Source organism: Halorarius halobius, from assembly GCF_024298865.1.
Classification (GTDB): Archaea; Halobacteriota; Halobacteria; order Halobacteriales; family Haloarculaceae; genus Halorarius; species Halorarius halobius.
The window spans coordinates 670,800-684,262 of the sequence record NZ_CP101161.1; the positions used below are offsets into that span (position 1 = coordinate 670,800).

Below are 13,463 nucleotides of genomic sequence, written 5' to 3' on the forward strand. Positions count from 1 at the left end.
GTTTAACAATCCAATCGGCTCGAATTGATAATATATGTGTACGAAGAGGGGATGTATAGCAGTTGGATTAATACGTGGTGAGGGCTTCCCTCCGAGTAATGAGCGACGACGCGACCGGCGACGGCACGGCGCCAGCGGGCGAGCGGCTCCGGCTGTCCGTGCCCGAGATGGACTGTGCGTCGTGTGCCGGCAAGGTGGAGACGAGCGTGGCGAAGCTAGCGGGCGTCGTGTCCGTCGAACCACAGGCGACCACTGGGACGCTGGTGGTGACGTTCGACCCGGAAGCGACGAGCCGCGAGGCCGTCGTCGAGCGGGTCGAGGCGGCTGGCTACGAGGTCGTCGAGGGGACGACGCTGACGCTGTCGGTGCCGGAGATGGACTGCGCGTCGTGTGCCGGCAAGGTGGAGACCGCGCTCGCGGACGCCGCGGGCGTCACCGGCTACGAGACGCGCCCGACCCAGGGGAGCGTCGTCGTCGAGTTCGACCCCGACGTGACCGACGCCGACCGCGTGGTCGCGGCCGTCGAGGCGGCGGGCTACCCCGTCGCCGGCCGGGACGGCGAGCCGACCGCCGACCCGGGCGGTGAGTCCGTCTGGACGAGCACGCGGGCGGTCAAGACGTGGGCCAGCGGCGCGCTCGTGGCGATCGGGCTCGCGGTCGGCCTGCTGTCGGGCGGGCTGTTCGCGGGCCCGACCGTCGACCTGCTCGGGCGGGCGGTCCACCTCGCGGACCTGCTGTTCGTCGCCGCCGTCGCGGCCGGTGGGCAGGCCATCCTGCGGAACGGCTACTACTCGGCGCGCAACCGCAACCTCGACATCGACCTGCTGATGAGCATCGCCATCCTCGGCGCGCTGACGGTCAGCGTCGGCTTCGGCGAGCGCCTCTACTTCGAGGCGGCGACGCTCGCCTTCCTGTTCTCGGTCGCCGAGTTGCTGGAGCGCAACTCGATGGACCGCGCCCGACAGTCGATGCGGGAACTGCTCGACCTCTCGCCGGAGGAGGCGACCGTCCGCCGGGACGGCGAGGAGCGGACGGTTCGGGTCGAGGACGTGCAGGTGGGCGAGACGGTGCTGGTCCGCCCCGGCGAGAAGGTGCCGCTCGACGGCGAGGTAACCGAGGGGACGAGCGCCGTCAACCAGGCGCCCGTCACCGGCGAGTCGGTGCCCGTCGACAAGACCACCGGCGACGAAGTGTACGCCGGCACCGTCAACGAGGAGGGGTATCTGGAGGTGCAGGTCACCGCGCCCGCCGGCGAGGACACCCTCTCGAAGGTCATCGACCTCGTGGAGGAGGCCCAGTCGAACAAGACCGACCGCGAGCAGTTCGTCGAGCGGTTCGCCGGCTACTACACGCCCGTCGTCGTCGGATTCGCGGTGCTCGTGACGCTAACGACCCCCGTCCTGCTCGGCGTGACGTGGACGACGGCCGTCGTCTACGGGCTGACGCTTCTGGTGCTGGCGTGCCCCTGTGCGTTCGTCATCTCGACGCCCGTCACCGTCGTCTCGGGCATCACCAGCGCCGCGAAGAACGGCGTGCTCGTGAAGGGCGGGAACCACCTGGAGGCGATGGGCGAGGTGGACGTCGTCGCGTTCGACAAGACGGGGACGCTCACCCGCGGCGAACTGACGGTGACGGACGTGGTGCCGCTCGGCGACAACACCGAAGCGGACGTGCTCCGGTGTGCCCGCGGGCTGGAAACCCGCTCTGAACACCCCATCGGCGAGGCCATCGTCGAGGCGGCCGACGACCGCGACGTCGACGGCCCCACGGTCGAGGAGTTCGCGTCCATCACCGGCAAAGGAGTCGAGGCCGACCTCGCGGGCGAGAAACACTACGCCGGCAAGCCCGGCCTGTTCGAGGAGCTAGGGTTCGACCTCTCGCACGTCCACGCCGCGACCGACGGCGGCGTCGTCACCCGGACGAGCCGCCAGCTGTGCGAGCGGAACAACTGTCTCGACCTGTTGAACGAGACGGTACCCGAACTCCAGGCCGAGGGGAAGACGGTCGTGCTGGTCGGCACCGACGAGGTACTGGAGGGCGTGGTCGCCGTCGCCGACGAGGTGCGGCCGGAGGCGCGCGGCGCCATCGCCCGCCTGAAGGAGTTGGGCGTCGAGAAGACGGTGATGTTGACCGGCGACAACGAGCGCACGGCCCGCGCCGTCGCCGAGCAGGTCGGCGTCGACGAGGTCCACGCCGAACTGCTCCCCGAAGAGAAGACCGACCTGATGGGGAAGCTGACCGCCGAGCACGACGTGGCGATGGTCGGCGACGGCATCAACGACGCGCCCGCGCTGGCGACGGCGACGGTGGGCGTGGCGATGGGGGCCGCGGGCACCGACACCGCCATCGAGACGGCCGACATCGCCCTGCTGTCGGACGACCTCTCGAAACTGCCGTATCTCTACGACCTCTCGCAGTCGGCCAACGGCGTCATCAGACAGAACGTCTGGGCGAGCCTCGCGGCGAAGGCGCTGCTGGCGGCGGGCGTCCCGTTCGGCCTCGTCCCCATCTGGGCGGCGGTGCTGGTCGGCGACGCCGGCATGACGACCGCGGTGACGGCGAACGCGATGCGGCTGTCGGGCGTGGAGGCCGACGGGCTGGACGCCGCCGAGCCGGACGCGTCTCAATAGCCCACCTGACCCCTCACCTGCACACATACCAACGGCTTTTCCGCCCGGGCGCGGCCGACCGAGTGGATGCCAGCGTTCACCTCCACCTGCCGGTGTTGCGGCGAGCGGCTGTTCACCGCGGACCTGGACGCCGCGTGGGACCACTTCATCGAACACAGCGAAGCGGGCCACGACGCGACGTTCCGGCGGACCGCCCGGACGCGGAGCCACGCAGTCGGGAGCGCGCCGCCTCACGCCGACTGATTACGACTCCGGCGGCGGGCGCTCGCCGAGTTCCAGCGGCACCGTCCGCTCGGTGCCGTCCCGCACCACCGTCAGCCGGACCGTCTGGCCGGGGCTGGTGTGGAGCGCGAGGTAGCTCCCGAGGTCCTCCGCGGTCAGGATGCGCACGTCGTCGATGGCGACGACCACGTCGCCGCCGACCGGCACCTCGATGCCGTCGACGACCGCGGTCTCGTCGCTCCCCTCCAGCACGCCGGCGGCGGGCGTCCCCGGGAACACCTCGGTCACGATGATGCCGACCGGCTCCGCGAGGCCGTTCGCCTCCGCGACCTCGGGTGTCACCGGCCGCAGACCGACGCCGACGTAGGAGTGGTCGTACTCGCCGTCGGCGATGAGCGCGGGCACGACCCGGCGGGTGAGCGGTGCGGAGATGCCGAACGCGACGTTGTCGCCGCCGCCGGAGTTGATGACCGCGACCACCTCCCCCTCCAGCGAGACGAGCGGGCCGCCGGAGTTGCCGGGGTTGACGGCCGCGTCCGTCTGTACGGAGTCGGGGATACGAAACCCCGCGGGACTGGGAATCGAGCGGTTGACGCCGCTGACGACGCCCGTCGTCAGCGACCCGGAGAGCCCGAACGGGTTGCCGATGGCGACCACCTCCTGTCCGACCACCGGGTCGGGCGACTGGAGCGGGAGCGGCGTCGCCGCATCCGGCCGGTCGTCGACGGCGACGGCCGCGAGGTCGCTGTACGCGTCGGTGCCGGCGACCGTCGCCGCGCGCCAGGTCCCGTCGCGGAACCGCACGTCCGCCGCCTCCGCGTCGCCGACGACGTGGGCGTTCGTCACGACGTGACCGTCGTCGAACACGAACGCGGTGCCGGCGCTGGCGTCGGTCTCTATCTGGACGACGCTGTCGATGACCTCGCGGTACACCTGCGTGAACACGCTCTCGGGAGCGGGTTCCTCCTGCTGGCTTCGCCCTTTCGGCTCCGACTGGGCGGGCGTGTAGCCGGCCGAACAGCCGGCCAGCCCCGCGGCCGCGGCGCTCGCGGACAACTGGAGGAAGCGACGCCGGTCGAGTGCTGGCGGGTCCATACGCCACAGACGGGAGCCACGTACAACAGCCTTCGCCGCGGCGAACATCATCGGGGGAACCGTCATCGGGGTCGCCGGCCGACTGGACCCACATGTCACAGGACGTCCGGGAACTCGACGCCCGCGAGGTGGGCGGCGAACCGTTCGGGACCATCGAGGAGGCGCTTCAGTCGCTACCAGAGGACGGTCGCCTCGTCCTCGTCAACGGGTTCGAGCCGGAGCCGCTGTACGCCGTCCTCGACCGGCGGGGGTTCAGCTACGAGGCCGAACAGGTCGACGGCGAGTGGCGGGTCACCATCGAGCACGCGTAGAACGTGTTCGGGGGAACGGCTACCCCGTCGCGGCGGCCACGGTCGGACGCATGAGCGACGCAGAACTGGACCTCCGCGACGTGCCGCCGGCCGAGCGCCACCCGCTCATCCACGAGCGGTTCGAGGAACTCGACGCCGGCGAGGCGCTGACGCTGGTGAACGACCACGACCCGAAGCCGCTGTTCTACGAGATGCAGGCCGAGGTGGACGCGTTCGACGCCGACGGCTACGCCGTCGAGGAGCGCGGCCCCGATGAGTTCGTCGCCACGCTCCCGAAGAAGTAGCGAACGTGTTCGGGGCGAGGCTGGTGGCGGTGCCGGCCCTCTCGTCGGACATGTCACGCAGCGACCCGACCGCCGGGACCGACGCCCCGGGCGACCGCCCGGTCGAACACCTCGACGCGCGGGAGCTCCCGCCGCCGGAGCCACTGCGTCGGTCGCTGGAGCGGCTGGCCGAACTGGACGACGAGACGGTGCTGGTGCAGGTGAACGACCGCGTCCCACAGCACCTGTTTCCCAAACTCGACGAGCGGGGCTACCGCCACGACACCGTCGAGACCGAGGAGGGGGTCGTCACCGCCGTCTGGCGCGACTGAGGCGAACGTGTTCGGGGCGGCGGTTTCGGGCGGTCCTGCCGTACGCCCGGGCATGCCGGACGGAACACACGACGCGACGGCGAGACGGGTCGAGTTGACCGGCGACCGGTACGCCGAGGCGGAGGCGGCCGTCGTCACCGCGGCCGTCGACGCCGTGCGGGAGGCGCCCGCGAGAGCGACAGTACGGCTCGTCACGCCACACGCGCACGGCCACCCGGGGAGATACCTGTTCGTCCCCCTGCTGGAGGCGTTCGGGACCGCCGTCGAGATGGAGCACGTCGACGAGCGGGCGGCCGGCCACGTCTCCGAGGTGACCCGGCGGGGTCGGGGGCGGTCGCCGTGAACCCGCGCGACGTCGACACCGACGAGCGGCCGTTCGTCCTCGTCTGGGAACTGACGCAGGCCTGCGACCTCGCCTGCGACCACTGCCGCGCCGAGGCCGACCCCGCTCGCCACCCGGACGAACTCACCACCCGTGAGGGGAAGCGCCTGCTCGACGAGGCCGCGCGGTTCGGCGACGGCCAACTGGTCGTGCTGTCGGGGGGCGACCCGCTGGCCCGCACGGACGCGACCGACCTCGTCGAGTACGGCACCCGGCAGGGACTGCGGATGACGATGACGCCAAGCGGCACCGACTCGCTGGACGAGGCGGCCGTCACCGAACTCGCCGACGCCGGCCTCCGTCGGATGGCGCTCAGCATCGACGGCGGCACGCCCGCCAGCCACGACGCGTTCCGCGGCGAGTCGGGCAGTTTCGAGGCGACCCTGCGGGCCGCGCGGGCCGCCCGCGACGCGGGGCTTCCGCTCCAGATTAACACCACCGTCTGTGCGGAGACCGTCGACGAGTTACCCGCGATTCGTGACCTCGTGGCCGACCTCGGCGCGGTGCTGTGGTCGGTGTTCTTCCTCGTCCCGGTCGGCCGCGGGCGGGTGCTCGACCCCGTCTCGTCCGACCGGGCCGAGTCGGTGATGGCGTGGCTCCACGAGGTCTCGGAGTCGGCGCCGTTCGGCGTCAAGACGACCGAAGCGCCCCACTACCGCCGGGTCGCGCTCCAGCGGGCGGGACGGCCCGACGACGCGCCCGACGGCGACGGCATCGGCCGCCGCCTCGGCATCACCGCCGGCGACGGGTTCGCGTTCGTCAGCCACGTCGGCGAAATCTTCCCCTCGGGGTTCCTCCCCGAGCCGGCTGGCAACGTCCGGCAGGACCCGCTCGTCGAGACGTACCGGTCGGACCCCCTGTTCCGGGCGCTACGCGACCGCGACGCGCTCCACGGGAAATGCGGGGCCTGCGAGTTCCGGGGCGTCTGTGGCGGCAGTCGCTCCCGGGCGTACGCCCACACGGGCGACGCGCTGGCGAGCGACCCGCTGTGTGCGTACGAACCGGACGGCTACGACGGGCCGCTCCCCGGCCCCTCCCACGGGTGAGTCGATGCCGGCACCGGAACCGGCCGACCCCGAGGCGCCCGACCCCACGGCCGACCCGGAGGCCGTCGCCGCGGCGCTCCGCCGGTGGGGCGACAGGCACCGCGAGCGGGAACTCGACCGCGCGCTCGCGCGACTGGAGGCGGCCGGCGACCTGACCGAGGTCCAGCGGGCGGTCGTCGCGGACCTGTCGCGGGCGCTGACCGACGACCTGCTGGCCCCGCCGCTGGCGGCGGTCGACGACAGCGAGGCCGCGGCCGCCTACGTGGCGACGCTGTTCGACCTCGAGGAGGCGTAGTCAGCTACAGTCGGGGACGAGCGGTGCGTCGAACACCTGCTCGCGGGCGCCACGCTCCCCGCCGTCGGCGGCGAGTGCGGGGTCGCTGGTCGTGGTAGTCTCGGTCGGCATCTCGGGCACGAGCGGCGGGGGGCTGGTCCCTCGCATCACGACTCGTGTCTCCACGGCCGCCCCATTAAATATAACGATTGTTAATGAACTTTGCCGGCGTCAGTCCGCGGGGCCGCCGTCCGCCGGCGAGGGGACGGGGCCGGCCCGTTCGTCCTCGGTGAGGTAACACTGCGGGTCGGGCGCGAACGGGTCGTCGTGGACCGACAGCGCCCGGAGGCGCGACCCGCCGCGGCAGACGCTCCGGTACGCGCAGTCGGCACACCGTCCCCGCAGGTGGTCCTCGCGGTTCCGGAGCGTCCGCAACAGGGGGTTCGACTCGTCCTCCCAGATGGCCGAGAACGGCCGGTCGCGGACGTTGCCCAGCGAGTACCCCTGCCAGAACTGCGTGAGGTGGACGTTCCCCTGGTAGTCGACGTCCGCGACGCGTTCGCCGGCCGGGTCGCCGCCGTTGCGCCGCAGGTACTCGTGGACGCGGGCGGCGTGGGCCTCGCCGAACTCGCGGCGAGCGTACTCGACGAGGAAGCCCGCGTCCGCGTAGTTGCCCACCAGCAACGTCTCGATGTCGTGGCCCCGGTCGTGGTAGTCGAGCGTCATCTCGCAGAGGCGCTCGACCGCCTCCCGTCGCGTCTCGGGAGAGAGGTCGGCGTCCCGGATGTCGTTCCCGCGGCCGCCGTAGTCGAGGTGGTAGAAGCAGAACCGGTCGACGCCCACGTCGTGTAGCAGGTCGACGACGCCGTCGAGGTCCGGAAGGGTCGCCTCGGTGATGGTGTACCGGAGCCCGGTCTTGAGGCCGGCGTCGAGACACGTCTCGATGCCCCGGACGGCCGCGTCGAACGCGCCCTGCTGGCCGCGGAAGTCGTCGTTGCGGGCCGCGAGACCGTCGACGGAGACGCCCGCGTACGCGAGTCCCGCCGCCTTCAGCGTCTCGACGCGCTCGGGCGTGAGGAGCGTCCCGTTCGTCGACAACACCGGCCGGACGCCGCGGTCGCTGGCGTACGCGACCAGTTCCGCGAGGTCGTCCCTGACGAGCGGTTCCCCGCCCGAGAACAGGACCACGGGGACGCCGTACGCCGCGAGGTCGTCGAGCAGGCGTTTCCCCTCCGCCGTGGAGAGTTCTCCCGGCGCACAGTCGGTGTCGGCGGCGGCGTAACAGTGGTCGCAGTAGAGGTTGCACTGCTTCGTGAGGTTCCAGACGACGACCGGCCGGCGCTGTTTCTCCTCGCGTATCTGCGGCTCCGCGGACTCGTCGGCCGCGTCGTACCGGAGGCCGTCGCCCTCGGCGTCGAGCCCACAGAGGAGTTTGCTGACCGAAATCATGGCTCGAACCCGGCCGTCCGGGGCTCCTCGCCTCCCTCGGGCGTAGCGACTGTGGCGTCGTCGTCGAGGTCGTGGGTCGAGTAACGGACCACCTCGTCGGCCGGGCAGACCCACACCTCGGGCGCGTCCCACGCGAACAGTCTCGTCGCCGCCTCGTGGGCGGCGTCGGCGGTCTGTGCCGACACGCTCCCGACCGACCGGAGCGGAGCGCCCTCTTTCTCGCGGACGAACACCTCCCACTCCGGGCGCTCGGCCGCCCGGGGGTGGTCACCGACGCGCTGGCGGCTCTCTCGCTCGACCATGTCGGCGCTACGGCCACCCGTCGAATGGGGGTTGTTCCGAAGGTGTTCGGGGCCGGCGACGGTCGACCCGGAGCCACCGTCGGGCGTAACGGCCAACCGTCCCGCGCCCGAAGCCAACCCGTGCAGACAGTCACCGTCAGCCGCGAGGTGGACGCGCCGCCGGCCGCGGTCCGCGAGGCGATGGCCGACGTCGAGGCGTTCATGCGCGCCGGCGGGTTCGACGAGGTGGGCGTCGACGGCGACGTCATCGAACTCCGCAACGCCGTGGGCCTGCTGGTCATCGAGTTGACGCTGGAGATGGTCAACCGCGAGGGCGCGGCGCTCGCGTACGTCCAGCGGGACGGCATCTTCTCGGAGATGGAGACCCGCTATACGGTGGCCGACCGCGACGGCGGGAGCGAGGTGACCGCAACCACCGAGTTCGCCGTCGACGTCCGGTATCTCGGCCCCGTGTTCGACGCGACGGTGGTGAAACGCCAGCGCCGCCACGAACTCACCTCGCAGTTCGACTGGCTCGCCCAGGTCGTGTAACCGAACACGTTCGCGCCCGAACACAGGAAGCGGGCGACCCAAGGACGGGTATGCCACCGTTCTCCACCCGGTTCGGCGGCGGGAGCGCCGACCCTGACGGCGACTACGACACGTTCGACCCCGACCTGCTTCCCGACCCCGGCCCGTTCCTCGACGACCACGACGTGCTGACGGGCGAGGCGCATCTCGCGGTCCACCGGACTACCCGGGACGTGTTCGAGGCGCGGGGCGTCTACGACGTGACGTTCGGCTACAACCTCGCGGCGCTGAACCTCGACGACCGGCATCCGGACGCGGGCTACCGCTACGCCACCGACGCCGACGACCCGGGCGTGCTGTGGGCGGAGTTCACGCCGACGACGCCGTTCTGTCCCCAGAGCCACACCCTCACGAAGGGGTCGTTCCGGGCGTGGAACGCGCTCTCGGACCGGCACGACTACGACGTCGTCCGGGTTCGCCTCCACCCGATGCACGACGAGGCGGGCGCCGTCAACGACGAACTCGCGGCGCTCGGACGCCGGTACGAAGAGACGGGGACGGTGCCGACGCCCGACGACGACGCGACGCCGGCCGAGGAGTTCACCAGTCCGTTCTAAGCGCGGTCGTTCCCCGGGCCGGCGACGCCCGCCTCGCTCCCGAACCGCCCGAGGAGCACGCCGACCACCGAATCGGGCGCGTGTTCGTGGAGCACGTACACGAGGTTGCCGACGAACAGCAGGAAGCCGGCGACGAGCAGTCCCCCGCCGACGGCGGTGACGGGCGCCGGGAGCACGACCCCGTCGGCGAGCGCGAGCAGGCCGGTGCCCGCGAGCAGACACAGCAGGTCCGCGCGCGCGACCCGCGCGTCGTAGAGGTCGTCTATCATCGGGACGGGTTCGAACCCCAGTCGGTCGCTGTACCGGTGGACCCAGACGACGAACGGGACGACGTGATACAGGGTGCCACAGACGACGAACCCGACGACGCCGAGCAGTAGCAGGTGGACCGTACCGGGCGCGCCGAACAGCGCCGTCGGCGCCAGCGGGTCGGTCAGCCACGCGGGGAGCGCCAGCGCCGCCCACACCGCGAGCGCCCCGGCGACGACGCCGTAGCGGACCAGCATCGGGGTCCAGGGCTGGCGCGTCTCCCACAGGCGCCGCGCGAGGACGACGCTGAACGCCAGCAGGCCGACGACGACGAGCGCGCCCCCGACCTGCCCGAGGAGGCTGACGCCCCACAGGCGGCCGGCGGCGAGCGCCACCACCCCCACCGGGTAGGCGCTCGACTCGACCCGCCGGAGCGGCTCGTCGACGCCGTGGAGGTCGGTCGCGGTGAACATCGTCGCGAGCTGGTACAGCGCCCCGAGCACCGTCGTGAGGACGGCGCCGAACACCGCGAGCGTGACGTGGGCACCCCGCAGACCCGACCGGGGGACGCCGAGCCACCCGGCCACGGGGAGCGTGTAGTCGAGCGCGAGCGTGAACCCGAGCGCCGGCACCGCGAGGAAGAACGCGAGCGCGAGCGCGAAATGTCGCTCGGTCACGTCGAGCGGGCGGGCGCGCCACAGCGTCCGCGCGAGGTTGTACGCGAACGCCCAGAACCCGGCGACAGCGAGACCGCCGAACCCGTGTATCCAGTGGACCGACCCCGCGGCAAACGCGGCGGCCATCCCGGCGACGCCGACGGCGACGAGCGGCAACTCGAACCGCGCGATACGCCGCGAGTACAGCGACACACCCGACCAGACGGGGACGAACTGCGTCATCGCCCCCATGATGGTGATACAGACCCACCCCGCTACCAGGAGATGGACGTGTGCGAGCGTCGCGAGTCCGGGAGCGACCCCCAGCGGGGCCGCCAGTCCCGCGCCGGCACCCGCAAGCAGGAAACCGAACCCGACGAGGAAGTGGCGGAGCGGAACGGCCATCGGCGGCGCGCTCTCGGTCTCCAGTTCGCCCGGAATCGCGGCCATGCCCCCAGTTCGGCCCGGGGGACCGTGGCTCCGGCACCGAACACGTTCGGCCGCGACGAAGGTTTTTGTCGGTTCCCGGCGACTCGACGCTCGTGATAGTACTCACCGCCGAGATTCCGGTCGACCCGGACAGCCGCGAACAGGCCATCGACGCCGCCACCGACCTCGCGCAGGCTTCCCGCGAGGAGGCCGGCGTCATCGACTACCGCGTCACGACGGACCTCGAGGACGAGAACGTCGTCCGCATCATCGAGCAGTACGAGGACGCGGACGCGCTGAACGCACACATGGACAGCGACCACTACAACGCCTTCGAGAGCGAGGTGCCGTCGTTCGCGGCCGGTGCGCCCGAACTCTACCGGTTCGACGTGAGCGAGAAATCGCAGTTGATGTAGGCGACGCGCGGTGCGTCGACGCCGACTTTACTCGAGGTCGAACCGGTCGAGCGTCATCACCTTGTGCCACGCGTCGACGAACTCCTCGACGAACTTCTCCTCGCCGTCGTCGCCGCCGTAGACGTCCGCGATGGAACGCAGGCGGGCGTTCGACCCGAATATCAGGTCGAAGCGGGTCGCCTCCCACTCGAGGTCGCCGGTGTCGCGGTCGTACCCCTCGAACACCGTCTCGTCCTCGGAGACCGGTTCCCACTCGTAGGCCATGTCGAGCACGTTGACGAAGAAGTCGTTGGTCAGCGCGCCCGGCCGGTCGGTGAGGACGCCGCGGTCGGTGTCGCCGTAGGTCGCGCCCAGCGCGCGCATGCCGCCGACCAGCACCGTCATCTCGGGGACCGAGAGGTCGAGCAGTTCCGCCTTGTCGACCAGTTTCTCCTCGGGCAGTTCGTCGTAGCCGTCGCCGAGGTAGTTGCGGAAGCCGTCGGCCTCCGGTTCGAGCACCTCGAACGACTCCACGTCGGTCTGCTCCTGTGAGGCGTCCGTGCGGCCGGGCTCGAACGGCACGTCCACGTCGTAGCCGGCTTCGGCGGCCGCGTCCTCGACGGCGACGTTGCCGCCCAGCACCACGAGGTCGGCGAGCGACACCTTCGTCCCGTCCGACCGGGAGGCGTTGAACTCCTCGCGGATGTCCTCGAGGGTCTCGAGCACGCTCTCCAGCTCCTCGGGCTCGTTCACCTCCCAGTTCCGCTGGGGGTCGAGCCGGATTCGGGCGCCGTTCGCGCCGCCACGCTTGTCGCTGTCGCGGTACGTCGACGCCGCCGCCCAGGCGGTCTTCACCAGCTGGGAGCGGGACAGCTCCGAATCGCGGAGCGCCGCTTCGAGCGTGGCGACCGCCTCGTCGTCGACCAGCCCGTAGTCGGCCTCCGGGATGGGGTCCTGCCAGAGCATCGTCTCGTCGGGGACCTCCGGGCCGAGGAACCGCTCGGGCGGGCCCATGTCGCGGTGGATGAGCTTGTACCAGGCCTTCGCGAACGACTCCCGGAACTGCTCGGGGTTCTCCTGGAACTGCTCCAGGACCGCCCGGAAGTCGTCGTCCTCCTTCAGGGCGATGTCGGTCGTCAGCATCATCGGGTCGACCATCTGGTCGGGGAGGTGCGCGTCCGGAACCTCGTCCGGGAGGTCCGCCGACGGCCCCTCGCCGGCCGGCCGCCACTGCCACGCGCCGCCGGGCCCCTTGTGGGCCTCCCACTCGTAGTCGAGCAGGTTGTCGACGTAGCCCATGTCCCACTGGGTCGGCGCGCTGGTCCAGGGCCCCTCGATGCCGCTGGTGATGGTGTCGGGACCCTTGCCGGTGCCGTGTTCGTTCTCCCAGCCGAGGCCCTGGTCCTCGATGGGGGCGGACTCGGGTTCGGGACCGAGGTTGTCACCGGAGTCGGCGCCGTGGACCTTGCCGAACGTGTGGCCGCCGGCGATGAGCGCGACCGTCTCCTCGTCGTTCATCGCCATGTGGCTGAACGTGTCGCGGATGTTCGTCGCCGAGCCCTCGACGTCCGGCTCGCCGTTGGGCCCTTCGGGGTTCACGTAGATGAGGCCCATCACGGTGTTGCCGAGCGGGTGTTCGAGGTGGCCCTCCTCGTCGAACCGTTCGGGGGAGGTCGTCTCCCACTCGTCTTCGGGGCCCCAGTCGACCGACTCGTCGGCCGTGTAGTCGTCCTCGCGGCCGCCGGCGAAGCCGAACGTCTCGAACCCCATCGACTCCAGGGCGACGTTGCCCGCGAGGACGATGAGGTCCGCCCACGAGAGGCGCCGGCCGTACTTCTGTTTGACCGGCCAGAGCAGGCGCCGCGCCTTGTCGAGGTTCACGTTGTCCGGCCAGCTGTTGATCGGCGGGAGTCGCTGTCGGCCGCCGGCCGCGCCGCCGCGGCCGTCCTTGACCCGGTACGTGCCGGCGCTGTGCCACGCCATCCGGATGAACAGCGGCCCGTAGTGGCCGTAGTCGGCCGGCCACCACTCCTGTGAGTCGGTCATCACGTCCTCGATGTCGGCCTTCACCGACTCGAGGTCGAGCGACTCAAACGCCTCCGCGTAGTCGAACTCCTCGCCCATCGGGTCGCGCGGGCGCTCGTTCCGGTCGAGTACGTTCAGCTTCAACTGGTTGGGCCACCAGTCTTGATTCGACTTGGTCATCGGTGTACTGTTGTCGCCTTCCCGTGTTAAGATTGTCCAAACGGGAACGAACTCTTGGCTGGCGCCAAGCTATCTATCGGATTTGCGAACCCGAAC

Annotated in this window: 17 protein-coding genes; 11 read left to right on the forward strand and 6 right to left on the reverse strand. The window is 71.1% G+C overall.

Translation table 11 applies throughout. The annotated features are described in order from the left end of the window. Positions 1 to 98 precede the first annotated feature (98 nt). Both NL112_RS03480 and NL112_RS03485 read left to right on the forward strand, forming a co-directional pair. A complete protein-coding gene (locus NL112_RS03480) occupies positions 99 to 2,630 on the forward strand; it encodes a heavy metal translocating P-type ATPase (protein ID WP_255151245.1) in 2,532 nt (843 codons plus the stop codon). Between the two features lie 66 nt (positions 2,631 to 2,696). Continuing rightward, a complete protein-coding gene (locus NL112_RS03485; protein WP_255151246.1) occupies positions 2,697 to 2,873 on the forward strand; it encodes a hypothetical protein in 177 nt (58 codons plus the stop codon). On the opposite strand, the gene NL112_RS03490 is transcribed toward NL112_RS03485, so the two are convergent. Further along, positions 2,874 to 3,947: a S1C family serine protease gene (locus NL112_RS03490; protein ID WP_255151247.1), complete on the reverse strand. Its 1,074-nt coding sequence runs from the start codon at positions 3,945 to 3,947 to the stop codon at positions 2,874 to 2,876. It lies immediately after the preceding gene. A 92-nt stretch (positions 3,948 to 4,039) separates the two neighbouring features. On the opposite strand from NL112_RS03490, the gene NL112_RS03495 reads away from it, so the two are divergent. From NL112_RS03495 to NL112_RS03520, 6 genes are read left to right on the forward strand one after another with little or no spacing between them, the layout of a single operon-like run. Beyond that, complete coding sequence (locus tag NL112_RS03495; protein WP_255151248.1) at positions 4,040 to 4,258, forward strand: DUF2249 domain-containing protein; 219 nt, start codon at positions 4,040 to 4,042, stop codon at positions 4,256 to 4,258. A gap of 50 nt (positions 4,259 to 4,308) precedes the next feature. Beyond that, positions 4,309 to 4,542, forward strand: coding sequence for a DUF2249 domain-containing protein (locus tag NL112_RS03500; RefSeq protein ID WP_255151249.1), 234 nt, complete (start codon positions 4,309 to 4,311; stop codon positions 4,540 to 4,542). Between the two features lie 50 nt (positions 4,543 to 4,592). Continuing rightward, complete coding sequence (locus NL112_RS03505; protein ID WP_255151250.1) at positions 4,593 to 4,853, forward strand: DUF2249 domain-containing protein; 261 nt, start codon at positions 4,593 to 4,595, stop codon at positions 4,851 to 4,853. Positions 4,854 to 4,905: 52 nt separating this feature from the next. Further along, positions 4,906 to 5,196, forward strand: coding sequence for a CGCGG family rSAM-modified RiPP protein (locus NL112_RS03510; protein ID WP_255151251.1), 291 nt, complete (start codon positions 4,906 to 4,908; stop codon positions 5,194 to 5,196). Beyond that, positions 5,193 to 6,281, forward strand: a complete 1,089-nt coding sequence (locus NL112_RS03515) for a TIGR04053 family radical SAM/SPASM domain-containing protein (protein ID WP_255151252.1) — start codon at positions 5,193 to 5,195, stop codon at positions 6,279 to 6,281. Before NL112_RS03510 ends, NL112_RS03515 begins: the two co-directional genes overlap by 4 nt. Before the next feature lie 4 nt (positions 6,282 to 6,285). Beyond that, positions 6,286 to 6,576 carry a hypothetical protein gene (locus tag NL112_RS03520; protein ID WP_255151253.1) on the forward strand — a complete coding sequence of 97 codons (291 nt, stop codon included), beginning with the start codon at positions 6,286 to 6,288 and terminating at the stop codon, positions 6,574 to 6,576. Here NL112_RS03520 and NL112_RS03525 read toward each other — a convergent pair whose 3' ends face one another. The 3 genes from NL112_RS03525 to NL112_RS03535 all read right to left on the reverse strand — a co-directional run bounded on the left by NL112_RS03525 (position 6,577) and on the right by NL112_RS03535 (position 8,306). Continuing rightward, positions 6,577 to 6,723 carry a hypothetical protein gene (locus NL112_RS03525; protein ID WP_255151254.1) on the reverse strand — a complete coding sequence of 49 codons (147 nt, stop codon included), beginning with the start codon at positions 6,721 to 6,723 and terminating at the stop codon, positions 6,577 to 6,579. It lies immediately after the preceding gene. Positions 6,724 to 6,786: 63 nt separating this feature from the next. Next, positions 6,787 to 8,004 (reverse strand): TIGR04347 family pseudo-SAM/SPASM protein, encoded by a 1,218-nt coding sequence (locus tag NL112_RS03530; protein WP_255151255.1) that lies wholly within the window; start codon positions 8,002 to 8,004, stop codon positions 6,787 to 6,789. Next, positions 8,001 to 8,306, reverse strand: coding sequence for an Htur_1727 family rSAM-partnered candidate RiPP (locus tag NL112_RS03535; protein ID WP_255151256.1), 306 nt, complete (start codon positions 8,304 to 8,306; stop codon positions 8,001 to 8,003). The genes NL112_RS03530 and NL112_RS03535 overlap by 4 nt, the downstream gene beginning before the upstream one ends. A 120-nt stretch (positions 8,307 to 8,426) precedes the next feature. Here NL112_RS03535 and NL112_RS03540 point away from each other — a divergent pair, with 120 nt between their 5' ends. Further along, positions 8,427 to 8,837 (forward strand): SRPBCC family protein, encoded by a 411-nt coding sequence (locus NL112_RS03540; RefSeq protein ID WP_255151257.1) that lies wholly within the window; start codon positions 8,427 to 8,429, stop codon positions 8,835 to 8,837. Positions 8,838 to 8,887: 50 nt separating this feature from the next. Next, entirely contained in the window at positions 8,888 to 9,433 is a 546-nt protein-coding gene (locus NL112_RS03545; protein ID WP_255151258.1) for a DUF7998 family protein, read from the forward strand. Here the strand turns inward: NL112_RS03545 and NL112_RS03550 are convergent. Further along, the gene (locus NL112_RS03550; RefSeq protein ID WP_255151259.1) at positions 9,430 to 10,788 is read right to left on the reverse strand and encodes a hypothetical protein; all 1,359 of its coding nucleotides are present in this window, start codon (positions 10,786 to 10,788) and stop codon (positions 9,430 to 9,432) included. The genes NL112_RS03545 and NL112_RS03550 overlap by 4 nt on opposite strands. Before the next feature lie 92 nt (positions 10,789 to 10,880). Between NL112_RS03550 and NL112_RS03555 the strand changes: the two genes are divergently transcribed. Continuing rightward, positions 10,881 to 11,183, forward strand: a complete 303-nt coding sequence (locus NL112_RS03555) for a putative quinol monooxygenase (protein ID WP_255151260.1) — start codon at positions 10,881 to 10,883, stop codon at positions 11,181 to 11,183. A gap of 27 nt (positions 11,184 to 11,210) precedes the next feature. Here the strand turns inward: NL112_RS03555 and katG are convergent, their stop codons facing one another. Further along, the gene (gene katG / locus NL112_RS03560; protein ID WP_255151261.1) at positions 11,211 to 13,367 is read right to left on the reverse strand and encodes a catalase/peroxidase HPI; all 2,157 of its coding nucleotides are present in this window, start codon (positions 13,365 to 13,367) and stop codon (positions 11,211 to 11,213) included. Positions 13,368 to 13,463 lie beyond the last annotated feature (96 nt).